At 73.9% G+C, this 25,922-nt stretch carries 7 protein-coding genes and 2 pseudogenes; 3 read left to right on the forward strand and 6 right to left on the reverse strand.

The window, feature by feature from the left end:
- Positions 1 to 27: 27 nt before the first annotated feature.
- Positions 28 to 5,307: a non-ribosomal peptide synthetase gene (locus tag E2B92_RS26775; RefSeq protein ID WP_126883872.1), complete on the forward strand. Its 5,280-nt coding sequence runs from the start codon at positions 28 to 30 to the stop codon at positions 5,305 to 5,307.
- A 28-nt stretch (positions 5,308 to 5,335) separates the two neighbouring features.
- Positions 5,336 to 6,733, forward strand: a complete 1,398-nt coding sequence (locus E2B92_RS26780) for a condensation domain-containing protein (RefSeq protein WP_126883873.1) — start codon at positions 5,336 to 5,338, stop codon at positions 6,731 to 6,733.
- A gap of 57 nt (positions 6,734 to 6,790) precedes the next feature.
- On the opposite strand, the gene E2B92_RS26785 is transcribed toward E2B92_RS26780, so the two are convergent.
- Positions 6,791 to 8,047: a serine hydrolase domain-containing protein gene (locus E2B92_RS26785; protein WP_126883874.1), complete on the reverse strand. Its 1,257-nt coding sequence runs from the start codon at positions 8,045 to 8,047 to the stop codon at positions 6,791 to 6,793.
- Between the two features lie 216 nt (positions 8,048 to 8,263).
- Here E2B92_RS26785 and E2B92_RS26790 point away from each other — a divergent pair.
- Positions 8,264 to 9,370 (forward strand): annotated as a pseudogene (locus E2B92_RS26790) (pectate lyase family protein); the annotation flags it as partial.
- 25 nt (positions 9,371 to 9,395) lie between these two features.
- On the opposite strand, the gene E2B92_RS26795 reads toward E2B92_RS26790, so the two are convergent.
- The 5 genes and pseudogenes from E2B92_RS26795 to E2B92_RS26815 all read right to left on the reverse strand — a co-directional run.
- Entirely contained in the window at positions 9,396 to 10,232 is an 837-nt protein-coding gene (locus E2B92_RS26795; protein WP_235023996.1) for a 4'-phosphopantetheinyl transferase family protein, read from the reverse strand.
- 20 nt (positions 10,233 to 10,252) lie between these two features.
- A complete protein-coding gene (locus E2B92_RS26800; protein ID WP_126883876.1) occupies positions 10,253 to 12,028 on the reverse strand; it encodes an acyl-CoA dehydrogenase in 1,776 nt (591 codons plus the stop codon).
- Positions 12,029 to 12,236: 208 nt separating this feature from the next.
- Positions 12,237 to 12,416 (reverse strand): DUF5302 domain-containing protein, encoded by a 180-nt coding sequence (locus E2B92_RS26805; protein ID WP_126883877.1) that lies wholly within the window; start codon positions 12,414 to 12,416, stop codon positions 12,237 to 12,239.
- A 45-nt stretch (positions 12,417 to 12,461) separates the two neighbouring features.
- Positions 12,462 to 14,012 carry an MFS transporter gene (locus tag E2B92_RS26810; protein ID WP_160159791.1) on the reverse strand — a complete coding sequence of 517 codons (1,551 nt, stop codon included), beginning with the start codon at positions 14,010 to 14,012 and terminating at the stop codon, positions 12,462 to 12,464.
- Between the two features lie 8 nt (positions 14,013 to 14,020).
- Positions 14,021 to 25,840, reverse strand: a pseudogene (locus E2B92_RS26815) (SDR family NAD(P)-dependent oxidoreductase); the annotation flags it as partial.
- Positions 25,841 to 25,922 lie beyond the last annotated feature (82 nt).

The raw sequence follows: 25,922 nt of genomic DNA on the forward strand, positions 1-25,922 counted from the left end.
AGCAGGAACTTTGCCAGGAGGGCAACCGTGCAGACCCATGCGCGTCCCCGCGGGGGGACGCTCGTCGACATCCTCCGTGACCGGGCGGAGCGTACCCCCGAGCGGCTCGCGCTCGAATTCCTCGGTGACGACGGCGTCGAGCGTCCGATCGGCTACGCGGCGCTGGACCGCCGGGTGCGGGCGGTGGCGGCGGCGCTCACCGAGCGCGGCATGCGGGGCGAGCGCGTCCTGCTGCTCTACCCGCCCGGCGAGAGCTATGTGACGGCCTTCCTGGGCTGCCTGTACGCCGGTGCCGTCGCCGTGCCCGTCTACGTGCCGACCGGGCGGCGCGGCCTGTCGGCGGTGCTCGCCACCGGCGCGGACGCCGGGGCGGTCCTCGCCATGAGCAGCCGCGAGGTGATGGACGCCATCACCGCCGGCTTCCCCGAGCTGGCCGCCATCGGCTCCGTCGAGTGGCTGGTCACCGACGACATCCCCGACGCGGCCGCCGGCGACTGGACCGGCGCCGGGCCCCGCCCCGGCGACCTGGCGTTCCTCCAGTACACCTCCGGCTCCACCGGAACGCCCAAGGGCGTGATGGTCCGGCACGACAACCTGGTGCACAACTCCGCCTCCATCAGCACCGCGCTGGACGTCAACGAGGACAGCCGGGGCGTGAGCTGGCTGCCCCCGTACCACGACATGGGCCTGATCGGCGGCATCCTCCAGCCGCTGTACGCCGGTTTCCCCTGCACCCTGATCTCCCCCATGGCGTTCGTGCGCAGCCCCTACCGCTGGCTGGAGTCCATCAGCCGTCACCGGGCGACGGTGTCGGCGGCGCCGGACTTCGCGTACGGCGAGTGCGTGCGCCGGATCGGTGAGGACAAGCGGGCGGGGCTGGACCTGAGCAGTTGGCGCCACGCCATGGTGGGCGCGGAGCCGGTGCGCCCCGGCACGCTGGACGCGTTCGCGCGGGCCTTCGCCGGCAGCGGGTTCTCCCGGTCGGCGTTCCATCCCTGCTACGGGCTGGCCGAGGCCACCCTGTTCGTCACCGGCGGGGCGCCCGAGCGGGGCGAGCCGAAGGTGCTGCGGCTGGACCGCCGCGAACTGGAGCTGGGCCAGGCGGTGGCCCTCGGCGCGGACGACGCGTCGGCCGCCCCGCTCACCGGCTGCGGCCGCCCCCGCAGCGAGGACCTGGTGGTCGTGGTCGACCCGGCGACCGGGCGCGAGTGCCTGCCCGGCGAGACCGGCGAGGTGTGGATCAGCGGCCCGACCGTCACCGACGGCTACTGGGGCAGGCCCGAGCTGACCGAGGAGGTCTTCCACGCCACGTCGAAGGACCACCCGGACCGGGTCTTCCTGCGCACCGGCGACCTGGGCTTCGCCTCAGGCGGCGAGCTGTTCGTCACCGGCCGGGCCAAGGACCTGCTGGTGGTGCGGGGCCGCAACCACTACCCGCAGGACATCGAGCAGACCGCCGAGCGCGCCCACCCGCTGCTCCAGCCGACGCGCGCCGCCGTGTTCTCGTACGACGACGGGACCGAGGAGCGCGCCGTGCTGGTGCACGAGGTGGTGCGCGGCTTCGACACCGCCCAGGCGCCCGCCGTCCTCGCCGCCGTGCGCGAGGCGGTGGCGCTCGAGCACGGTCTGGCGCTGCACGAGGTGGTCCTGGTGCGCCCCGGTGCCATCCCGCGCACGACGAGCGGCAAGATCCGCCGCCGCGCGACCCGGGAGCGGTGGCTGGGCGGCGAGCTGGAGGCGCTGGCCGGCGGAGGCCGGGACGCGGCGCCCGAGGACACCGGCCGGCCGGCCGAGGGGCCCGTGCACCGGGCGGTCGCCGAGACCGTCGCCGCCGAACTCGACCTGCCGGCCGGGGAGATCCCGCCCCGCGTGCCGCTCGTCGGCCTGGACCTGGACTCGCTGCGCGCCGTCCGGCTGACCTCCGCGCTGCGCACCCGGTTCGGCGTGGAGGTGCCGCTGGCCGACCTCCTGGACGGCATGACCCTCGCCGCCCTGGCGGACCGTGTGGCGGCCGGCTCCACCGGCACGGTGGACGTGGACGCGGTGGAGTCCGTGGCGGCCGGCGCGCCGGACGCCGGTCAGGCCCTGCCGGCGAGCCGGGCGCAGGAGTCGATGTGGCTGCTGGACGCGATGGGCGCCGGCGGGGCGTACCACGTCGTCGGCGGCATCGAGCTGCGCGGGCCGGTCGACCCGGAGGTGCTGCGCGCCTGTCTGGAGGACCTGGTGGCCCGCCACCCCGCCCTGCACCGCGGGTTCGCGCCCGACGGGGACGGCACCCTGCTGCGGGTGCCGCTGCCGGCCCGGTCGTTCGGCCTGCCGGTGGTGGACCTGCCCGCCGGCGGCGACCCCGAGGAGCGGCGGCGCCGGGCCCGGGAGGTGGTGACCGGGCTGGGGCAGGAGCCGTTCGACCTGGCCGCCGGGCCGCTGCTGCGCGCCGTGCTGGTCGGTTCGGGCCCCGGGGAGTGGACGCTGGGCGTGGCGGCCCATCACATCGCCGTCGACGGCTGGTCCCTGGGCCTGCTGCTGCGCGAGCTGGGCGTGACCTACCGGGAGCGGCTGGCGGGGCGCACCCCCGAGGCCGTACCGCTGCCCGCCGCGCCCGCGCGGGACGACAGCGGCGACGAGGCGGCGGCCGCCTTCTGGCGGCAGACGCTCGCCGGGGCGGAGGCGGTACGGCTGCCGCTGGACGCGCCGCCCGCGCAGCCCGCCTCGTTCCGTGGGGAGACGCTGCCGTTCACGCTGCCGCCGGAGCTGGTGGCGCGGCTGAAGGCGTACGGGTCGGTGCGCCGCGCGACGCTGTTCATGGTGCTGGTCTCGGGGCTGTCCGCGGTGCTCACCCGCTGGACGGGCCGGCGCGACCTGGTCATCGGGGCGGCCGCCGCCGGGCGGCACCGCCCGGGCACCGCCGAGCAGGTGGGCCTGCTGGTCAACACGGTGCCGCTGCGGGTGGACGCCTCCGGCGACCCGGCGTTCGGCGAACTGCTGTCGCGGGTGCGCCGGACGTGCCTGGCGGCCTACGAGCACCAGGACTTCCCCTTCGAGGAGATCGTCCGCCTGACCGGGGCGGACCGCTCGGACGGCCGGGCACCGCTGGTGCGGGTCGCGGTCGCGCTCCAGAACCTGCCGCTGGCCCCCTGGCAGGCCGGTGACGTGCGGGCGGAGCCCTTCGAACTGCCGGCCCCGGGCGCGCAGTTCGAGCTGTCGCTGCACCTGAGGGAGGAGAGCGACGGCAGCATCGGCGGGCACGCCGTGTACGCGGCCGACCTGTTCACGCGGGACACCGTGCGGCGGCTGCTGGACGGGCTCGCGCTCGCCCTGGCGGCCGTACCGGGACCGCCGGGCAGCGCCGCCACCGACCTGCCCATGCTGACGGCGCCGGTCCACGACCAGGTGGTGCGGCGCTTCAGCGGATCGGACACGCCGCTCGCCGGCGGGCTGCTGCACTCCGCCTTCGAGCGGCAGGCCGGGCTCACCCCCGGGGCGACGGCCGTCGTCTGGGACGGCGGCAGCCTGTCGTACGAGGAGCTCGAGGCCCGCGCCAACCGACTGGCCCGGCGGCTGCGCGACCTGGGCGCCGGGCCCGACCGGCCGGTCGCGGTGTACCTGCCGCGCTCGCCGGAGCTGGTCACCGCCCTGCTGGCGGTGCTCAAGGCGGGCGGTGCCTACCTGCCGCTCGACCCGGACCACCCGGCCGCCCGCCTGGCGCTCCAGCTCGACGACGTACGGCCCGCGCTGCTGCTGACCACCACGGCGCTCGCCGGGGGACCGCTGCGCACGGCGGCCGGGGCGGACGGTCCGCTGTGGGTGACGGTCGACGGCGAGCCGGACGGCGCCCACGCGGACCACCGGCTGCCCGCCACCGCGCACCCGGACGGCCTCGCCTACGTCATCCACACCTCCGGCACCACCGGCCGGCCCAAGGGCGTGATGAACCAGCACGCCGGGGTCGTCAACCGGATGGCGTGGATGCAGGACGCGTACCCGCTGGCCGCCGGGGAGCGGGTACTGCACAAGACACCCGTCGGCTTCGACGTCTCGGGCTGGGAGTTCTTCTGGCCGCTGAGCGTCGGTGCCGCCATCGCGCTGGCCCGGCCCGGCGGCCACCAGGACCCCGCGTACCTGGCCCGGGCCATCACCGCACACGGGGTGACGACCTGTCACTTCGTCCCGTCCATGCTGCGCGCGTTCCTCGACGAGCCGTCCGCCGCCTCCGTGGCGGGCACGCTGCGGCGGGTGTTCTGCAGCGGCGAGGCGCTGCCGCCGGACCTGGCCGCCCGCTTCCACGCCCTGCTGCCGGGCGTGGAGCTGCACAACCTGTACGGCCCGACCGAGGCGGCCATCGACGTCACGGCCGAGCACATCGTGCCCGGCGCGACGGGCGGGCCGCGCCTGCCGATCGGGCGGCCCGTGCCCGGCGTGAAGCTGTACGTGCTCGACGAGCGCGGCAACCCGCTGCCGCCCGGCGTCCCGGGCGAGCTGCACATCGGCGGCGTCCAGGTGGCCCGGGGCTACTACGGGCGGCCCGGTCTCACCGCCGCCGCCTTCGTGCCCGACCCGTTCGGCGACGGCGGGCGGCTGTACCGCACGGGTGACCGGGCCCGCTGGACGCCCGAGGGCACGCTGGACTACCTGGGCCGGCTCGACGAGCAGGTCAAGATCCGGGGCCAGCGCGTCGAGCCCGCCGAGGCCGAGGCCGCTCTGGCGGCCCACCCGGCCGTCGGTGACGCCGTGGTGGTCTGCCGCCACCGGGACGGCGAGGCGTACCTGGCCGCCTACCTGGTGCCGGCCGCCGGTGACCGGCCCGGTGCCGCGGAGCTGCGGTCGCACCTGGCGGCGCACCTGCCGCCGGCGATGATCCCGTCCGCGTACGTGTGGCTGGACGCACTGCCGGCCGGTGCCCACGGCAAGCTGGACCGGGCCGCCCTGCCCGAACCGGCCGCGGAGCCCACCACGGGTGCCGGGCGCACCGCGCCGCGCGACGACATGGAGCGGCGGGTGGCGGAGATCTGGTGCGCGGTACTGGGTCTGCCCGGGCCGTCCGCGCTGTCCGTGACGGACGACTTCTTCGCCCTCGGCGGGCACTCGCTCCAGGCGACGCGGATCACGCTGCGCCTGCGGGAGGTGTTCGGCGTGGAGCTGGGCGTGGCCGACGTGCTGTCCCGGGCGTCGACCGTGGAGACGATGAGCCGGCTGGTGGTGGAACGGCAGGTGCTCCAGGGCGACGCCGGGGAGCTGGCCCGTCTGCTGGCCGAGGTGTCCGAGCTGTCCGACGACGAGGTGGCGAGCCTGCTCGAGGAAGACCGCTGACGCCGCCGCACCCGAGAGGAAACCCCCGATGACGTCGGTACTCCGCGACGACTTCACCGCACGCGCCCGACTGGAGGAGCGGCTGCTCGCCCGGCGCCGCCGCGGCACGGCCCTGCCCGTGCTGCCCCGGCGGCCGGGCGCGGAGAACCGCTTCGCGGCCTCGCTCGGCCAGGAGGGCATGTGGCCGTCCCTGGCCGGCAGCCCGCGCCCGCCGCTGATCGTGGGCGGCCTGCGGCTGACCGGCCCGCTGGACGTGGGCGCGCTGCGGGCCGCGTGGGAGCGGGTGGCCGCCCGCCACGAGACGCTGCGCAGCGGCTACCGCGCCGAGGGCGGCGCCCTGGTCCAGGTGGTGGCGCCGCACGCCGCGCCGCACGTGGAGGAACGGCCGGCGGGCCCGGCGACGGCCGCGACGCTGGCCGACGACGAACTGGCGTACCCCTTCGACCTGGGCGCCGGGCCGCTCGCCCGGCTCGCCGTCCTGCGGCACTCGGCGGACGAGCATCTTGTCGTGGTGACCCTGCACCACCTCATCGGCGACGCCCGCGCCCTGGAGTGCCTCACCGACGAGGTGTCGGCCGGCTACGCGGCGGCCGTCACCGGCACCGGCCCGGAGCTGCCCGGCCTCCCCGTCCAGTACGCGGACTTCGCCGCCTGGCACCGCGAGCGGGTGGCGGGGGAGCACGGCGAGCGGACCATCCGCTACTGGGTGGACCGGCTGGCGGGGGCCGAGCCGGCCGTCCTGCCGGCCGACCGCGCGGACGCGGAGGCGGGCATCGCGGGGCGGACGCTGTCCTTCCCGCTGTCCCCCGAGGTGTTCGAGCAGGTGCGCGCGGTGGCCGCCCGGCACCGCACCACCTGGTACGTGGTCGGACTGGCGGCGTTCCAGGCGCTGCTGGCGCGCTGGTCGGGCCAGGACGACATCTGCGTCCGCGCACCGGTCTCCTACCGGGACCGCACGGAGGTCCACGACCTGGTCGCCGACTTCTCCAACGACGTGACCGTGCGCGCCGACCTGTCCGGGAACCCCACGCTCGCCGAGCTGGTCGACCAGGTGCGTACCACCACGACGGGCGACTTCGCCCACCACGACGTGCCGCCGCACCTGGTGGCCGCCCGCATGGCCGACCCGGGCCTGATCGACCGTCTGCACCACGTGCAGTTCACGGCGGAGCGGGAGCACGAGATCAGCGGGGCACAGCGCCTGGGCGAGGTCAGGGCGGAGCGCTTCTCCCCCACGGCCCGCACGGTCGCCCGCCCGCTCAGCGTCCGCCTGCGCCACGACGACCACTCCGCCCGCTGCATCGTCGCCTACCGCTCGGGCCTCTTCTCCGCCGAGCGGATCGCCCGCCTCCAGGAGGCGTACGCGGCCCTGTTCACCGAGCTGGCGGAGCACCCGGACCACCGGGTGCTCCGGCCGCGCGGGTGAGCGCCGGATGACACGACGGGGCCCGTCCACCACGCGGTGGACGGGCCCCGTCCCGTCTCAGCGGCGCTCGCGCAGATCGGCCTCGGCCGGCAGCACCGGCACGGTGCGCGCCGTGCGGGACGACGCCGCCGCGGCGGGCTTCTTCCCGCAGAACGCGGCCTCCAGCGATCCGCCGAGCGCGGTGTTGGCCGCCCCGCGGTTGGAGGTGTTCGCCATCGCCGAGAGGCTGCGACGGCCGTCGCGGGTCGCGAAGGCGTAGGTGTAGTAGCCCTGGACGGTGCCGGTGTGGCCGAACACCTGGGCGCCGCAGGACAGGTCGTAGCGGCGCAGGCCGAGCCCGTAGAAGCGGGTGTTCGCCGCGTCCGTCGGGGTGACCGTGGTCATGGCCTCCAGTGTCCGCGGCGACAGCAGCCTGCCGCGCATCAGGGCGGTCATGAAGGTGTTCAGGTCCGCCGGGCTCGAGACGACCGCCCCGGCCGACTGCGCCCAGGAGACCGTCTGCTCCGTGGAGTCGACGAGCGCCGCGCCGGCCTCGTCGGGGTGCAGGTAGCCGCGCGCGTGCAGGCCCTTGATGCGGGTGTCGGGGTGGACGTAGGAGGTGTTGCGCAGCCCCAGCGGCTTGATGATGCGCCGCTGGTACTCCTGGCCGACCGGCTTGCCGGTGATCTTCTCGATGAGCATGCCGACGACCACGAAGTTGGCGTTGGAGTACTTGTACGCCACGCCGGGCTCGGTGGTGCGGGGCTCGGCCAGCGAGAGGTCGACCAGCTCCTGGTAGGTGAAGACCCGGTTGCGCACGGACTCGAAGCCCGGCACGGTCTGGGCGAACATCTTGTCGGTGTAGTCCGCCAGTCCGCTGCGGTGGGTCAGCAGGTGTCTGACCGTGATCCGGTCGTCCGGCAGCAGCCCGGGCAGGTAGCGGTTGACGGGGGCGTCGAGCTCGACTCTGCCCTCGTCCACGAGCTGGAGCAGCACCACGGACGAGAACGTCTTGCTGACGCTGCCGACGCGGAAGCGCGCCCGGGTGTCCATGGCGGCGCCCGAGACGCGGTCCCTCACTCCGACCGCCCTGGTCTGGACGCCGTCGGGGCCGGTGAACCGGGCCATCGCGCCGGGCGCGCCATTGGCCATGGCGGCGTTCAGGGCCGAGGTCACGCCCTCCATGTCGGGGGCGGGAGGCGCCGGGGTCGTGGCGGCGGAAGCGGCGGGCGCGGCGGGCGCGGCATGGGCGGTGGTCGCGGGGACGACGCCCCCCGCGATGGCGGCGAGCAGGACGGCCCCTGCGGCCAGGCGTCGGTGCGGTGACACGATCACGTCAGGTCCTCAATTCTCGGGAGAGCGGGGGAGCTTCGGCGCCCTTGTGCGCAGGCTCCGTGACCCATGGAGCAGGAGTGTCAACGCGCCCCGGTGGTTCCCGACACGGGCAGCGCTTTCCACGGCCACCGGGCAGGGCGGCAACCTCGGCGGCCACGGGGGCGACTACGGCACGGAACGGCAGCGTTCCGCTTCCCAGGACGACGAGGAGCGAGGATGAGACGACCTTTCGCACGGCGGCTCGCCGCGGCGGTGGCCACGGCGGCCCTCGCGGCCGTGACCGGGGTGGCCCCGACGCCGCCCGAGGCGTCGGCCGCGACCGGTGGCGTCACCGGTTACGCGGCCGTCAACGGCGGGACCACCGGGGGCGCGGGCGGGCAGACGGTACGGGCCACCACGGGTACCGCGATCCACGCGGCCCTGTGCGGCCGGGCCACCAGCGCCACCCCGATCACCATCCAGGTCGAGGGCACCGTCAACCACGGCAACACCAGGAAGGTGTCGGGCGCGAGCTGCGACACCGCCGACGGGGTGATCGAGCTCAAGCGGATCAGCAACGTGACGATCGTCGGGGTCGGCAGCGGTGCCGTCTTCGACCAGCTCGGCATCCACATCCGGGAGTCCCGCAACATCATCATCCAGAACGTGACCGTCCGGAACGTCAAGAAGTCGGGCTCGCCCACCTCCAACGGCGGCGACGCCATCGGCATGGAGAGCGGCGTCCGCAACGTCTGGGTCGACCACGTCACCCTGGAGGCGTCGGGCGGGGAGTCGGAGGGGTACGACGGCCTGTTCGACGTGAAGAACAACACCCAGTACGTGACGCTGTCCTACAGCGTGCTGCGCAACTCCGGCCGCGGCGGCCTGGTCGGGTCCAGCGAGAGCGACCTGTCGAACGGCTTCCTCACCTACCACCACAACCTGTACGAGAACATCGACTCGCGGGCGCCCCTGCTGCGCGGCGGCACGGCCCACATGTACAACAACCACTACCGGCGTCTGAACGACTCCGGCATCAACTCCCGTGCCGGGGCCCGCGCCAAGGTGGACCACAACTACTTCGAGGACTCCAAGGACGTCCTGGGCACCTTCTACACCGACGCGGCCGGGTACTGGCAGGTCAGCGGCAACGTCTTCGACAACGTGACCTGGTCCGCCCCGGGTGACGGCAACCAGCCGGCGGGCCCCGACCCGCGGTCCACCACCACGGTCACCGTCCCCTACCCGTACACGCTCGACGCGGCGGGCTGCGTCCCCGGCATCGTCGGCCGCACGGCCGGCGCCGGCACGGGCCTGCTGGTCTCGGACGGCACCTGCTCGCCGTAGCCGCCGGCGCCGTGCCGGGCCCTCATCCCTCGACGGGGTCGAGCAGTCCGGCGACGGCGCCCATGAAGCCCTCGTCGAGCATGGTGCGGGCCGCGGTGTCGCGGGAGGTGTCCAGGCCCGCGTCGTGGCAGGCCACGCTGATGAGGTAGCGGCCGAGGACGCGGCGGGTGGCGAAGGCCCATTCGCCGCGGGCCGCCGGGGTGCCGTCGGGGGCGAGCAGGCCGCCCGTGTCGACGCCGAAGCCGAACTCGGTGAAGCCCAGGCGCAGTCCCTGGCCGAGCGCCTTGGTGTAGGCCTCCTTCAGGGTCCACAGCCGCAGCAGTTCGGCGGTCTGCTCGGCCTCCGGCAGCGTTTCGAGGGCGGCGCGCTCGGCGGGGGTGCACACATGGCTCTGGAGCAGGTCGAACGACATGTGCCGGTCAGCGGGTTCGGCGTCGACGCCGATCCTGCCGTTGCGGCTGATGCCGACGGCGATCAGGTCGTCGGTGTGGGTGAGGCTCACGTCGATCTGGTCCAGTCCCCGCAGGTACGGCCGTCCGCCGATCTTGTACGCGAGGTCGAGTTCGGCGGGCCGGACGCCCAGCGCGGCGGCGGCCGTGAACTTGGTGGCCAGCCGGGAGGCGACGAACCGGTAGCGGATCACGGGGTCGGGGGTGCGGCGGTAGCGCTGCCAGTCCCGGCCGAGCAGCGGGCGCAGCGCGGGGTCGGCGACGGCGCCGGTGAGCCACTCGCCCCAGGTGGTGTGCACCACGGCGTTGCCCAGTCGGTCCATTCCCTCGCGCACCCGGTCCCACGGCCCGTCGGGGCCGCTGACGTGGATCGGTTCGGTGATGCGCCGGGTCGCTTCCGGAAGGGTCAAGGGCTCGCTCCTCTCCTGTGTCACTGCGCGAGGGGGATGGCGTCCAGGTCGCAGCTCCGGCCCGTCCGGTAGCGGCGGACCAGTTCGTCCAGGACCTGCTGGAGGCAGTTGTCGGGCAGGTCGGGCACCGGGATGCCGAGCCGTTCGCCGAGCCGGGACAGGGCGAGCACGGCCCAGGCCGCGTCGGCGAGGAACGGGTCGCCGCCGTCCTGGCCCTCCCACACGCCGAGCACGGCGGCGGCGGCGACGATCAGGCTGTAGCGGTCGCTGAGGACGCACACGGCGGGGTCGGCGAGCGCCGTGGTGCCGTACGCGGGCAGCCGGCGGCACTGTTCGCGCAGGGCGCGCAGTTCGGTGACGAACCCCTCGGCCAGTTCGGCGAGCGCGGCGATCTGGCCGCCGACGCCCCGGGACCCGGCGAGCCGGGCGGCGGAGCCGACCAGGGAGGCGGCCATGAAGTCGCCGCCCCCGGCGATGCCGAGGGCGCCGTAGTCCAGGGCGGGCAGGGCGGCGCCCTGCCGGAACAGCTCGGGCGGGGGTTCCTCCTCGGCGAACCAGGCGCGTTCGGCCAGGCGCCGGAGCTGCGGGACGATCACGGCCTGGCAGGACGCGGTCCCGGCGTGGCCGAGCCCGGCGACCGGCAGGTCGCGCACGAGCTTGTCGAGGGCTCCGTACTCGGGGCTGTCGTGCTCGTAGCCGCGCGCGCCGAGGACGGTGGCGAGTTCCTCGAGGTTCTCGCGCAGCAGGTCGGGCACCACGTACTTGACGGCGGCGGCGAACACATGGGCCCGGTCGGGCAGCAGGCTCAGGGCGCGCAGGACGACGGTGGCCATGCTGTCGCAGGCCAGCAGGTCGGCGAAGACGCCGGTCAGCGGCTTGTGCCAGCGGCGGGCGACGGGCCCGCTGCGGCCGGCGGTCGCGGCCCGTACGGCGGAGTGCAGGACGGTGTCGGCCGCCGCCGTGACGACACCGCAGATCAGGCTGCGGTTGACCTGGTAGGTCCGCAGGGCGAGGGCCACGCCGTCCCCGGTCCCGCCGACGAGGGCGTCGCCGGGGACGGCGTAGTCGTCGAACTCCAGGCCGGAGAAGAGCGCCCCGCGCATGCCGGGGGTGGTGACGCGCGGCAGGTGGCGCACGGCGGGGGCGTGCTGCCCGGCGGGGTCGAGGAGGAGCACCGAGTGGCTGCGGGGGCCGCGCGCCGGGTCGGTGCGGGCGTAGACGACCTGGGCGTCCGCGCGTGCGGCGTTGATGATGACGTCCTTGCGGCCGTGCAGTCGGTAACCGCCGGGTGCGGTACGGGCGGTGAACTCGTGGCGCAGGATGGCGTTGGAGTGGGCGAGTTCGTGGTGGAGGATCGCGGCCCGTCCGCCGCCGAGCAGCAGGTCGGCGACGCCGCGCCGCTGTGCGGGGCTGCCGGCCGCCCAGACGGCGCCGGTGGCGAACAGCGAGGTGATGCCGTAGCCGAACCCGAGGGCGACGTCACGGCGGAAGACGGGGCGCAGGACGCGGGCGAGCAGGTCGGCCCGGGTGAGCCTGCCGCCGTACGCGAGGGGGACGAACTCGGCGCCCAGGCCCTCGTCGGCGAGGAGCTGCTCGGTCGCGGCGGGCGGTACGCGCCGGTCGTCGGCGGCGAACAGGGCGCGCAGCCCGTGCGGGTTGGCCGGGTCGCAGGGGTCGCCGAGCAGCGTCTCGAGCCGGGCGGCGCGGGCCCGGGCGTCGGCCTCCCACGTCAGGCCGCGCGCGGTGACCGGGGCGACGGTGGCCGGGGCGACGGTGGTCTCGACGGTGGTGGTCATGGCGGCGTGGGTCAGCTCCTTCGTCGCGGGACGTGCCTGTCTCGCGCCCGTACGCACGACCCTGACGGCGGCGGCTCGAAGACCGCTGGAGCGGCGCTCGACGTTTCCTCCAGGTGCGGCAAAGGCCCGGTCGGGTTCCCCGCACCGGGAAAGGGGCTGCCGCGGCTCCCTGTCGGAAGTCGCGGCAGCCCGGGCGCCCGGCGCGGGGTCATCCGGTCTTGCGCAGAAAATTCCGCTTCCGCACGGCCGGAACACTGGTGACCTTCACCGAATTCCGCCCCTTCTCGTGCGCCCTGCGCGCGGTGCCGAAATTCTTACGCTCCAGAGCTTCCTGGAACTTGAGCTTGGCCTGCTCATTCACGCTGTTCTGGCCTGACGTTTCCGCCATTCGTACCTCCTTGTGAAATTACCGGTACAACAGGATTGTTGCAGCTCATTCCGGAACGGAAGAGACGTTTTTCGGAATTTCTTTTTCCGTGTTCTTCGGAAGCAGGGAGCTCAGTGCGGCGGTCAGCACGAAGACGCCGACGTTGCACCACAGGACCGAGGACGTCGCGGAGCTGAAGTGTTCCGCCGAGGCCCGCACGCCCGCCCCGAGCTCCACCGACCCGAAGTAGAGAGCACCGAGGAGAGCGACACCGGCGGCGGAGCTGAACTGGATGGTGGCGTTGAGCACGCCCGAACCGGCTCCCGCGTCCTGCGGCGGGATGTCGCCGAGGACCACAGCGGTCAGCACCGGCGTGGTCAGCCCCATGCCGCAGCCCATCACCAGCTCCGCGCCGGCCAGTTGTGCCCAGGACAGGTCCCCGCCGCCGGCCGACCAGACGGTGAGCAGCGTCAGCAGCGCACCGCCCGCCATCAGCGAGGATCCGGCCCCCACGCACAGGCGGCCGCGGCCGGAGCCGTGGCGCCAGGCGATCTGGAACGTGGCGGTGATGCCCACCGGCCAGGCGGCCGTGACCAGCGCCGTCTTCATCACCGACCAGCCCAGACCGGTTTGCAGGTGATAGGTGAGGACGAGGAAGAACGAGGCCACACCGCTGAAGACCAGCAGCGTCACCGTCAGTCCCACCACGGCGGAACGGTGACGGAACAGCGTGGGCGGGATGAGCGCCGACCCGTCCCGCCGGTGACGCAGGCGCTGCTGCCGGACGAACACCGCGAACAGCACGACCGCGCAGCCCATCAGTCCGAACATCCAGCCCGGCCAGCCCTCCTCACGCCCCTGCACCAGCGGGTACAGGAGGCCCAGCGAGGCGGCCGTCAGCAGCACCACGCCGACGACGTCCAGGCGCAGGGGTTCGTCCGAGCGGGACTCGGGCATGCTGCGCGCGCACAGCACCAGGGCGATCGCCCCGAGCGGCACGTTGATCAGGAAGATCGCCCGCCAGCCGAGGCCCAGCAGATCCAGCTCGGTGAGCAGGCCACCGAGCAGCGGCCCGCCCACGCTCCCCACGCTCAGCGCGGCGCCCAGCACCGCGAACGCCCGTGCCCACTCGTCCTTGCGGAACATCGTGACGATCACGGACACGGCCTGGGGCACCATCAGCGCGGCCATGAACCCCTGCGCGAACCGCCCCGCCACCAGCACTTCCGGCACGGGCGCCGCGCCGCACACGGCCGAGGCCAGCACGAAGCCCGCCACCCCGGACATGAACAGCCGCTTGCGCCCGTGGATGTCGCCCAGCCGTCCGCCGGTGATCAGGAACAGGGCGTAGGCCAGGGCGTACCCGGCCAGCGTCCACTGGGCCGTGGTGAAACCGGCGCCGAGGTCCCGCTGGATGTCCGGCAGGACGACGGTGACGGCGTTCGCGTCCAGGTTGTCGAGGAACGACGCCAGGGTCACCACCGCCAGCGCGACCCAGCGGTGGCGCGAGGCGGCAGGGTCGCCGGGGTCCCCGTCCGGGCCCACGGGGCTGTCGGGCCCGGCCGCGTTCCCCGAAACCTCCGGCGGCCGCGCTTCAGGAGCGTTGAGTTTCGGCACAGGCTTCCTCACATCACATTTCCGAGAACGGCATCGAGTGCCCGGTCCATGTCGTCGTCCGACAGTTCCTCCGCCGCACGCAGCGCGTCGGCGGCGGTACGCACCTCACCGGACGGATCGTCCTGCGGCTGGGCGAGATCGAGCAGTTGCGCCAGCAGTCCGCTCTGCCTGAGCTGCTCCGGGGTCACCCGGCCGAGCGCCCACTCCACGGCCCTCGCCGGGTCCTGCGGCGGGCCGGAGTCCGCCGCCGAAGCGCCCAGCTCCAGCCGTACGTGCAGGAACTCGGCGATCGCACGGGGAGTGGGATAGTCGAAGGCCAGCGTGCTCGGCAGGGCCACTTCCGCGTAGGCCGTCAGGCGGTTGCGCAGCTCCACGGCCATCAGCGAGTCCCAGCCGAACTCCCTCAGCTCCTTGTCCGCCGGCACCGTGTCCGCGCCCTGGAGCCCCAGGACCCCGGACACCTCCTGCCGCACCGAACGCAGCAGCGAGGCGACCTGCTCCTCGGCCGGCAGACCGACCAGCCGCTCGCGGAACGACTCCACCGGGGCGGAGGCCTCCCTGACCCGCCGCAGCCGCGGCTTCACCAGGGCCGCGAAGAGCGGGGCGAGTCGCTCGCCCGCGTCGTCGGCCAGACCCGCGAGATCGAGCTTGATCGGTACCAGGTGGGTCTCGGGACGTCCGAGCGCGACGTCCAGCAGACGCATCCCCTCCTCGGCGGAGAGGGCCTGCGAACCCCGCTTGCGCAGCCGCGACAGCTCCGCCTCGCCGAGGCGGGAGGTCATGCCGACACCGGCCTGCTCCCACAGACCCCACGACAGGCTCACCGCCGGCAGGCCCTGCTTGCGCCGGTGCGCCGCGAGCGTGTCGAGGAACACGTTGGCCGCCGCGTAGTTGCTCTGCCCGGGTGCGCCGAGCGTGCCGGCCGCCGAGGAGAAGAGCACGAACGCGGACAGGTCCAGCCCGGCGGTGAGCTCGTGCAGGTGCAGCGCCCCCGAGACCTTGGGAGCCAGGACCCGCGCGAAGCGCTCCGCGTCCTGATTGCGGACGACACCGTCGTCCAGCACCGCCGCCAGGTGGAACACCCCGGTCAGCGGATGTGCCGCGTCGATGCCGTCGAGGACGCGTGCCACGTCGTCCCGGTCCGCCACGTCGCAGGCGAGTACGCGCACGGTCTCGGCGCCCGCCTCGGTGAGCTCCGCGACGAGCTCCTCGGTGCCCGGGGCGTCCGCGCCGCGGCGTGAGGTCAGCACCAGATGACGCACACCATGCTCCACGACGAGGCGCCGGGCCACGAGCCGGCCGAGCTCGCCGGTCCCACCGGTCAGCAGGGCGGTGCCGGCACTGTCCGGTACGCGCGGGACGGTCAGGATCAGTTTGCCCGTCGTACGGCCCTGCGCCATGACCCGGAACGCGCTCGGAGCCTCCCGCACGTCGAACGCCGCGTACGGGAGCGGCGTGATCGCGCCCTGCTCCAGCAGTGCCACGAGCTCCCGCAGCATCTCCTGGATGCGGTCGGCGCCGCTGTCGACGAGGTCGAACGCCTGGTACCGGACTCCCGGGTGCGCCGCGGCGACGGCCTCGGCGTCCCGCACGTCCGTCTTGCCCATCTCGAGGAACTGGCCGCCGCGCGGCAGCAGCTCCAGCGACGCGTCGACGAACTCCCCGGTGAGGGCGTTGAGCACCACGTCCATGCCCGCGCCGCCCGTGGCCGACAGCCACTGCCGCGCGAAGTCGGTGGTACGCGACGACGCGATGTGCGTGTCGGCGAGCCCCAGTTGGCGCAGCGTCCGCCACTTGCCCGGGCTGGCCGTTCCGTACACCTCGCACCCGGCGTGGCGGGCGAGCTGCATGGCCGCCTGGCCCACGCCGCCGGCGGCGGCGTGGATGAGGACCTTGCTCCCCGGATCGAGCGTCGCCAGATCCGTGAAGGCGTAGTGCGCGGTGAGGTAGGCGAGCGGAACGGTGGCCGCCTCGACGAACGTCAGCGAGTCCGGGATGCGCACCATCCAGCGGGCGTCGACGCGGACCTCGGAACCGAAGGTACCCACCGCGAGGCCCATCACCCGGTCACCCACCCGCAGGTCGGTCACACCGGGCCCGGTCTCCAGCACGACACCCGCGCACTCCAGCCCCAGCTTCGGCGCATGGACCATGTCGAGGGCGTTGAGCACGTCCCGGAAGTTCATGCCGGCCGCGCGCACGGCCACCCGGACGTCGCCCTCACCGAGCGGTTCGCTCCGGTCGACGGGCCGGAAGACGAACGTGTCCAGCCGACCCTTCTCCTCGATGTCCAGGTGCCACGGCTGGTCCCGCACGTCGGGCACCAGCGCGTCCGGCGAGCCGTTCCTGTGGGCCGCCGTCAGACGCGGTGCCAGCACGCTGTCGCCACGCACCACCAGCTCCGGCTCGGTGCCCGTGACGAGGACCCGGCGCAGCAGCTCCGCCCCGGGGTCCTCCGCGCCGATGTCGACCAGGCGGAGGGCACGCTCCGGGTGCTCGGCACGGGCCACCCTGATCAGACCCCACAGCGGCGCGTGCGCCAGGGACCCGACGGTGTCGACCGGGGATGCGGCCACCGCTCCACGGGTCACCCAGACGATGTCCGCGCCCTCGGAACGAGGGTCGTCGAGGACGGTCTGGAGCCAGCCGAGCGTCTCCGTCACCTCGCGGCCGGCACGGCGATCGAGGGCGTCCGCCTCCTCACCCGCCACGCCGGGCGCGGTCAGGTCGACGATCACCGTACGCGGGCCGTCGTCACCCCACTCGGGCACGGCGCCCGCGGCGACGGCCGGGACGTCCAGGGTCGTGGCGACGATCCCGTCCCGCCCGATCACGAGGAGGTCGCCCGCAGACTCCGGCGCGCTGCCGGTCGCCTCCGCGAGCGTCTGAACCTGGTACTCGACTCGGTAGAGGTGCCCGGTGTCGTGGGCGTCGGCGCCACGGAGCTGTGCGGCGCTCGCCCGCTTCAGCTCCAGTCCCGCCGCGCTCACCACGGGCTCGCCCGCGGCATCGGCGAACAGGATCGCCGCGGTCGCGTCGTCCGTGACCTCGATGCGGACCCGCAGGTCCCTGCCCCCCGTGGCGGAGAGCCGGACCCCGGACCACATGAACGGCAGCAGAACCGCGTCGGCCTGCTCGTCCCCGGCACCCAGGCCCGTCGCCGCGAATGCGTGCAGGGCGGCGTCGAGGAGGGCGGGGTGAACGCCGAACTCGTCGGCCGTGAGGCCGTCGGGGAGGCGGACGAGGCCGTACGCGGTGGTGCCCTTGCGCCACAGCTCGGTCAGCCCCTGGAAGGCCGGCCCGTACTCCAGGCCCTTGCCGTGCAGCCCGTCGTAGAAGCCGTCGAGGCTCACCCGCTCGGCCCCGGCCACCGGCCAGGTCCGCAGTTCGGCCGCCGCCTCCACGGCCCCTTCGGACACGGCGTCCGTCAGCACACCGGTCGCGTGCAGCGACCAGGGCACCGAGTCCGGCGCACCGGCCGGCCGGCTGTGGATCTCCACGGTCCGGTCGTCCGTGCCCGAGGCCGGACCCACCCGCACCTGAAGCCGCAGCGGAACGTCCTCGCTCAGCACCAACGGCTCCAGCAAGGTCAGCTCACCGACCCCACCCGCACCCACATGATGAGCAGCGCTCAACGCCAGCTCCAGCAGACCCGTCCCCGGAACCAACACCGTCCCGAACACCGCGTGATCCCTCAACCACGCCTGACCCGCCAACGACAGAGCCCCGGTGAACACATACCCCTCACCACCGGCCAGCTCCGTCACCGCACCGATCCACGGATGCGCCGACGCCTCGAGCCCCAACGAACCCGCGTCACCCGACGCCTTGGCCGCCTCCAACCAGAAACGCTCACGCTGGAAGGCGTACGTCGGCAAGTTCACGAGGGTGCCGGTGCCCGCGCCCAGCACCCGGTCCCAGTCCAGGGTGTGTCCCTGAACGTGGAGCAGGCCGAGGTTGCGGAGCAGTTGGGCGGGGGTGCCGTGGTCGCGGGCGAGGGAGCCGACGACGATGCCGCCGTGCTCGGCGCTGCCGTCGGTCAGCGGCATCGACAGGACCGGGTGCGCGGAGATCTCGACGAAGACGGTGTGACCGTCTTCCAGAAGGCGGTTCAGGGCGCGGTCGAAGCGGACCGGCTCGCGCAGGTTGCGGCACCAGTAGCCGCCGTCCAGCTCCGAACCCTCGGCGACCTGACCGGTCACCGTCGAGTAGAACGCGATGTCCGCACCGCGCGGCTGGAGACCCTCGAAACCGGCCGCCAGACCGGGCAGCAGGGGGTCCATCTGCGCGTTGTGGGAGGCGTAGTCCACGTTGATCTTCCGCGCGTACACATCGCGCTCTTGCAGCTCCTCCACGATCTTGGCGATCGCCTCGGCCTCGCCGGAGATGATCGTCGACCCGGCGGTGTTCACCGCAGCGACCGACAGCGCGTCCCCATACGGGGCGAGGAACTCCTCCACCACCGCGACCGGCCGCTCGATCAGCGCCATACCACCCTGACCCGCACACGCCAGCACGGCCTGCGAACGCTGAGCGACGATCTGCGCACCCTGCTCCAGAGTCAGAGCCCCGCTCACCACAGCGGCCACGACCTCGCCCTGCGAGTGCCCCACCACGGCGGCCGGCTCGACGCCGAGTGAACGCCAGACGGCCGAAAGGCCCACGCCCATGGCGAACAGGGCGGGCTGCACCACGTCGACGCGGTCGAACGGCGGGTGATCCCCCTCCTCACCGGCCAGGACCTCACGCACCGACCAGCCCGTGAACGGCCGCAGAGCCGCGTCACACGCGTCAATCGTCTGCGCGAACACCTCACTGGTCGCGAGCAGTTCACGGCCCATGCCGACCCACTGCGAACCCTGACCCGGGTAGACGAAGACGACCTTCCCGCGCCGCTCGGCGCTCCCGGTCACGACAGCGTCATGCGACCGGCCCTCGGCCAGCGCGGTCAGCGCCTCCACCAGCTCGGCGGAGCCGGCAGCCACCACGCTCGCCCGTGACGCGAAGTGCGTACGGTGCCGGGCGGCCGTCACCGCCACATCCGCCACGCGGACGTCACCACGGTCCGACAGCCAGGACGCCCAGCGCCCCGCCTGCTCCCGCAGCGCCGCCTCGTCACGGCCCGACACCACCACCGGCAGCGGACCGTCCGTGTCATGGGCCGGTGCCGCTTCGGGAGTGGGAGGCTCTTCGATGATGACGTGCGCGTTGGTGCCGCTCAGACCGAACGACGACACACCCGCCCGGCGCGGACGCGCCTCGTCCCGCTCCCACGCACGGGCCTCCTGCAACAGGGCCAGCCCACTGCCGTCCCAGTCGATCAGCTCACTGGGCTGCTCGGCGTGCAGGGTCGGGGGCAGCGTCTCGTGCTGGAGCGCCAGCACCATCTTGATCACACCGACCACACCGGCAGCAGCCTGCGCGTGGCCGATGTTCGACTTGGACGAGCCCAGCCACACCGGACGGTCGTCCGACCGGCCGGGCCCGAACACCTCGGCCAGCGCGCCCGCCTCGATCGGATCGCCCAGCGACGTACCCGTGCCGTGCGCCTCGATCGCGTCGATGTCCGCGGGCGCCAGACGTGCCGCCTCCAGGGCGTCCAGGATCACCCGCTGCTGCGAGGGACCATTCGGAGCCGTCAGCCCCTGACTGCGACCGTCCTGATTGACGGCCGATCCACGCAGCACCGCCAGCACCCGGTCACCGTCGCGCTGCGCGTCCGACAACCGCTTCAGCACCACCACACCGGCACCCTCGGCCCAGCCCGTGCCGTCCGAGGCCGCCGAGAACGGCTTGCACCGGCCATCGGGCGCGAGCCCGTTCAGTCGTGAGAACTCCACGAACGGCGTGGGGGTCGACATGACCGTCACACCACCCGCCAGGGCGATCTCGCACTCACCCTGGCGCAGCGCGCCTGCCGCCAGGTGCAGCGCCACCAGCGACGACGAACACGCGGTGTCCACCGTGATCGCCGGGCCCTGAAGACCCAGCGTGTAAGCCACGCGGCCCGAGACGACGCTCGACGCGTTGCCGGTGCCGACGTACCCGTCGAGGGTGTCCAGGCCACGGCCCTGCTGGTTGCTGTAGTCGGAGCCCATGGTGCCCAGGTAGACACCGGTCCGGCTCTCGCCCAGCGAGTCGGGCCGGATGCCCGCCCGCTCCAGGGCCTCCCAGGACGCCTCCAGCACCAGCCGCTGCTGCGGGTCCATCGACACCGCCTCACGCGGCGAAATACCGAAGAACGACGCGTCGAAGCCGTCGACGCCCTCGATGAACCCGCCTTCGCGGATGTAGCTCTTGCCCACCGCGTCGGGGTCCGGGTCGTAGACGTCCAGGGCGTCCCAGCGGGCGGGGAAGGGCCCGATGGCGTCCCGTCCGCCCGCCAGCAGGTCCCAGAAGCCCTCGGGTGTGTCCACGCCGCCCGGCAGCCGGCACGCCATCGACACGATCGCGATCGGCTCGTCGTCCGTCCTGCCGGTGTCCGTCGCACGGCGGGCCGCGGAGGCCGCCGCGGGGGCGAGTGACAGCCGGTCCAGGAGCAGCCCGGCCACCGCCAGCGGGGTGGGGTAGTCGAAGGCCAGGGTGGGCGGCAACGGAAGCCCCGTGGCGGTGGACAGGCGGCGTCGGAGCTCCACGGCCGTCATGGAGTCCATGCCCAGCTTCTGGAACACCTCCTGTTCGCCGACGCTCTCGGGCCGTGCGCTTCCCAGCACGACGGCCGCCTCCTGCCTGACGAGCGTCACGAGCTCGGTGAGTCGTTCCTCCGTCGGCAGCGCGGCCAGCCGGTCGCGCAGTTCGGAACGGGACTGCGGCTCCGCGTCCCGGTGACGGCGGCGCGAGCGCACCAGGCCCCGCAGCAGCGGGTGGACGTCGCCGCCCCGGTCCGCCTCGCGCTGGACGGCGGCGAGTTCGAGGCGCACGGGCACCAGGTGCGCACGGCTCCCGGTCAGGGCGTGGTCGAGCGCCCTCATGCCCTGCTGTTCGGTCAGCGCGCCGATGCCCTGCCGGCGCATGCGGGCGATGTCGGCCTGCCCGAGCAGGGCCGTCATGCCGTCGCCGTTCTGTTCCCACATGCCCCACGACAGGGCGGCGGCCGGCCGGCCCTCGCGCCGGAGGCGTGCGGCCAGGGCGTCGAGCCAGGCGTTCGCGGCGGCGTAGTTGCTCTGGCCGGGGCCGCCCAGGACTCCCGACACGGAGGAGAAGAGCACGAAGGCGGACAGGTCCAGGTCCTTGGTGAGCTCCGCCAGGTGTGCGGCTCCCGCCACCTTGGGGGCCATGACCCGGTGCAGGCGCTGCTCGTCCTGATCGGCCAGCAGGGCGTCGTCGGTGGCACCGGCCAGGTGGAACACGCCGGTCCACGGGTGTGCCGGGTCGACGGCCGCCAGGGCGGCGGCCGCCTGGGCGTGGTCGGAGACGTCGCAGGCGAGGACGCGGACGGACTCGGCGCCGGCCTCCGTCAGCTCGCGCACCAGGTCGTCCGCTCCGGGGGCCTCCGGCCCACGCCGCGAGGTCAGCACCAGGTGGCGCAGCCCGTGCGCGCGGACCAGGTGGCGGGCGACCCGGCGTCCGAGGTCTCCGGTGCCTCCGGTGACGAGCACCGTGCCCTGCGGGTCGAGCGGCCTGGGGGCGTCCGCCGGGGCTTCGGCCTCCTGGGTGAGGCGCGGGGTGAGCACCTCGCCCTCGCGCACGGCGATCTCCGGCTCGTCGGCCGTGTCCAGGGCGCGCGCCAGCAGCGGGGCGTCCGCGTGGTCCGCGCCGAGGTCGACGAGGCGTACCGTCCGGTCCGGGTGCTCGGCGCGTACGGCGCGGACCAGGCCCCACACGGTGGCGTTCGCGAGCCCGTCCAGTGCGTCGGCGGGCGTGGCGGCGACGCTGTCGCTGGTGACCCAGACGAATTCGGTGGCCGTCAGCCGCTCGTCGCCGAGGAGACGCCGGGCGAGGCGGAGGGTCTTCTCCGCCGAATCCCGGGCGTCGAGGTGGGCCTGCGCGTGACGTCCGTACGTGGTCGCGTCGATGACGATCCGGTCGGGGGCGGCGCCGTCGGCGTCGAGGCGGGCCGCCAGGGCGGCCGCGTCGGCGCAGTGCGCCACCTCCGTACCGGTGCGGGAGTACGCGTCGTCGAGGGAGGCGGCGAGCGCGCCCTCCTGGTCCAGCACCCACAGGCGGTGAGCCTCGGCCGGCTCGTGCCCGTGCCGTGGCGCCGGCCGGAAGGTCAGTCCGTAGACGTGCCGCACCGGTTCGGCGGTGGTGATGTCCTCGGCCGTCGCCTCACGCAGGCGCAGTGCGCCGACCTTCAGTACGGGGCGTCCCTCGGCGTCCGCCGCCCGGAGCGAGGCCGTGGCGTTCGTACGGTCGAGATCCACCCGTACGCGTAGCAGGGGGCTCTGCGCGGACCAGCATTCCACTCCGCTCCAGGCGAAGGGCAGCAGGACTCCGGTGTCGCCGTCCTGGTCCTCCGTCCGTGCGGCTTCCTCGTGCGCATCGGGCCCGCGCAGCGCGGCGAGGCCGTGCAGCGCCGCGTCCAGCAGGGCGGGGTGCACGCCGTAGTCGCCGGGCCGCAGGTCGCCGGGCAGCCGGACCAGCGCGTAGGCGGTGTCGCCCTTGCGCCACAGTTCGGTCAGGCCCTGGAAGGCAGGGCCGTAGTGCAGGCCCAGGTCCTGGAAGGTCTCGTAGTAGCCGTCGAGCGGGACGCTCTCCGCCCCGGGCACGGGCCACTGCCGCAGCTCCTGGCTGGTGTCGTCCGCCTGCCGGGTTGCGTCCTCCAGCAGTTCGCCCGTGGCGTGCCGGCGCCACTGGCCGTCGACGGAGTCGTCGGGGCGGCTGTAGATCTCCACCGTGCGGCCGGTGCCGTCCTGGGCCGTACCGATGACGACCTGGAGGCGGACGGTCTCGTTGAGGACGAGAGGTTCGAGGAGCGTCAGGTCCCCGACGCCGGCCGCGCCCGTCCGGTGCGCCGCGGCGAGGGCGAGGTCCAGCAGGCCGGTACCCGGGACGATCACGGTGCCGTGGACGACGTGGTCGTCCAGCCAGGAGTGCTGGGCCGGCGAGAGCTTGCCGGTGAAGAGGTGGCCCTCGCCGTTGGCCAGGACGGTCATGGCCCCGAGCCACGGGTGCTCCGGGCGCTCCAGTCCCACCGAGGCGAGGTCGCCGGAGTACGACGCCTCCAGCCAGAACCGCTCGCGCTGGAAGGCGTACGTGGGCAGCGGCAGCGTTGCCGCGGGTGAGCCCGGCAGGACCCGCTCCCAGGCGATGTCCTGTCCGGAGACGTGAAGGGTGCCGAGTGCCTGGACGAGCGTGCGCGGTTCGTCGAGCGGCTCGCCGTTCTTCGAGGGCGTCCGCTGCGAGGCCACGAACGTGCTGTCGCGTTCCGAGCAGGCCGCGCCCATCGCGGAGAGCACCGACGCCGGGCCGCACTCCAGGAACCGTGTGACGCCGTCCTGTTCCACGGCGCGTACGACGTCCAGGAACCGCACGGCGTCCCGGGCCTGCCGGACCCAGTAGCGGGCGGACCGGACGCCGTCGCCGGGCGCCAGGCTCTCGTCGTACCACTCACCGGTCACGGAGGAGACCAGGGGGACGTCCGGGGCGTCGAACCGGCAGCCGGCGGCCACCTTCTCGTACTCCGTGAGCATCGCGTCCATGTGGGGCGAGTGGAAGGCGTGCGACACCTCCAGGCGGCGGGTGCGCCGGCCCAGCTCGCCGAAGTGGCGCTCCACCTCCGACACCGCGGCCTCGTCACCGCTGACCACCGTCTGGGCGGGGCCGTTCAGACCGGCGACGGAGATCCGGCCCGCGATCCCTGTGAGGACCTCGGTGACCTCTGCCTCGGAGGCCTCCACCGACGCCATGGCGCCACCGCGCTCACACGCCTGCATCAGTCGGCCGCGTGCCGCCACAAGCCGTGCGGCGTCGGGCAGGTCGAGCACGCCGGCCACGTGGGCGGCGGCCAGTTCGCCGATCGAGTGACCGGCCACGACGGCCGGCTGGACGCCCCAGGTCTCCCACTGCCGGAAGAGGGCCACCTCGTACGCGAACAGGGCGGGCTGGGTGAACTCCGTCTCGTGCACGAGCGCCGCGTCGTCGCTGCCCTCGGGGGCGAAGAGGACGTCGGCGAGCGGGCGTGTCAGGTGCGGGTCGAGCGCGGCGCAGACCTCGTCGAACGCCGCGCGGAAGACGGGGAGGGCCGCGTGGAGGGCCCTGCCCATTCCGGCCCGCTGGCTGCCCTGCCCGGTGAAGAGGACCGCCGGGGCACCGGCTTGGGCCGTGCCCTCGGTGAGTGCCGTGTGCGGGGTGCCGTCAGCGAGGGCGCGGAGTGCCTCGACGGTCCGGTCGAGGGTGTCGGCGGTGATGGCGGCGCGGGTGGCGAAGTGGGTGCGGTGCACGGCGGCGGTGCGTGCCAGGTCGGCCAGGGCGACGTCGTCGCGGCCCGAGAGCCACTCGGCCCAGCGTCCGGCCTGCTCGCGCATGGCCGCCTCGTCGCGGCCGGAGACCACCACCGGCAGCGGGCCTTCGACCGCCACCGGCTCCACCGGTTCGAACGCCGGCGGTTCTTCGATGATGACGTGCGCGTTGGTGCCGCTCAGACCGAACGACGACACGCCCGCCCGGCGCGGACGCGCCTCGTCCCGCTCCCACGACCGGGGCTCCTGCAACAGGGCCAGCCCGCTGCCGTCCCAGTCGATCAGCTCACTGGGCTGCTCGGCGTGCAGGGTCGGGGGCAGCGTCTCGTTCTGGAGCGCCAGCACCATCTTGATCACGCCGACGACGCCGGCGGCGGCCTGGGCGTGACCGATGTTCGACTTGGACGAACCCAGCCACACCGGACGGTCGTCCGACCGGCTGGGCCCGAACACCTGGGCAAGGGCGCCGGCCTCGATGGGGTCGCCCAGAGAGGTGCCCGTGCCGTGGGCCTCGATGGCGTCGATGTCGGCGGGAGTCAGGCGCGACGCCTCCAGCGCCGCCTGCACGACCCGCTGCTGGGAGGGGCCGTTGGGGGCGGTCAGGCCCTGGCTGCGGCCGTCCTGGTTGACGGCCGATCCACGGATCACCGCGAGGACCCGGTCGCCGTCGCGCTGCGCGGCCGACAACCGCTTCAGCACCACCACACCGGCGCCCTCGGCCCACCCGGCACCATCGGCCTGAGCGGAGAAGGACTTGCAACGCCCGTCCGCCGCCATGGCCTTGAGCCGGGAGAACTCGACGAACAGCGACGGCGCGCTCATCACCGTCACACCACCCGCCAGGGCCAGATCGCACTCGCCCTGGCGCAGGGCGGAGGCGGCCAGGTGCAGCGCCACCAGCGACGACGAACACGCGGTGTCCACCGTGATCGCCGGGCCCTGAAGACCCAGGGTGTACGACAGCCGGCCCGACAGGATGCTCGACGCCTTGCCCGTACCCACATACCCGTCCAGGGCCTGCAGATCATGCGCCCGATGATCACCGTAATCCGAGTTCATCGTGCCCAGATACACACCCGTCCGGCTGCCGCTCAACGCATCAGGACGAATACCCGCCCGCTCCAGCGCCTCCCACGACGCCTCCAGCACCAACCGCTGCTGCGGGTCCATCGACACCGCCTCACGCGGCGAAATACCGAAGAACCCCGCGTCGAAACCCTCCACATGCTCATCCGCGAGGAAACCACCCTCACACCCGTACGACTTGCCCTCCACCTCAGGATCCGGATCGAACAGATCCAGCCCCTGCCAACGACCCGGGAACCCACCCACAGCGTCCCCACCGGAAACCAGCAACTCCCAAAAACCCTCAGGAGTGTCGATCCCACCCGGCAGCCGGCACGCCATCGACACCACCGCGATCGGCTCGGCACGGGCGGCCCGCTCCGAGTCGAGGTCCTTCTCGGCCTTGAGCAGAGCTGTGGTGGCGCGCCGCAGGTAGGACTCGAGC

Origin of the sequence: Streptomyces sp. WAC05374 (assembly GCF_004353505.1) — a bacterium.
GTDB lineage: Bacteria > Actinomycetota > Actinomycetes > Streptomycetales > Streptomycetaceae > Streptomyces.

Coding starts and splice junctions, on each gene's coding strand:
- E2B92_RS26780 (WP_126883873.1), top strand. CDS start 5,336: ATGACGTCGGTACTCCGCGACGACTTCACCGCACGCGCCCGACTGGAG.
- E2B92_RS26800 (WP_126883876.1), bottom strand. CDS start 12,028: ATGACCACCACCGTCGAGACCACCGTCGCCCCGGCCACCGTCGCCCCG.
- E2B92_RS26805 (WP_126883877.1), bottom strand. CDS start 12,416: ATGGCGGAAACGTCAGGCCAGAACAGCGTGAATGAGCAGGCCAAGCTC.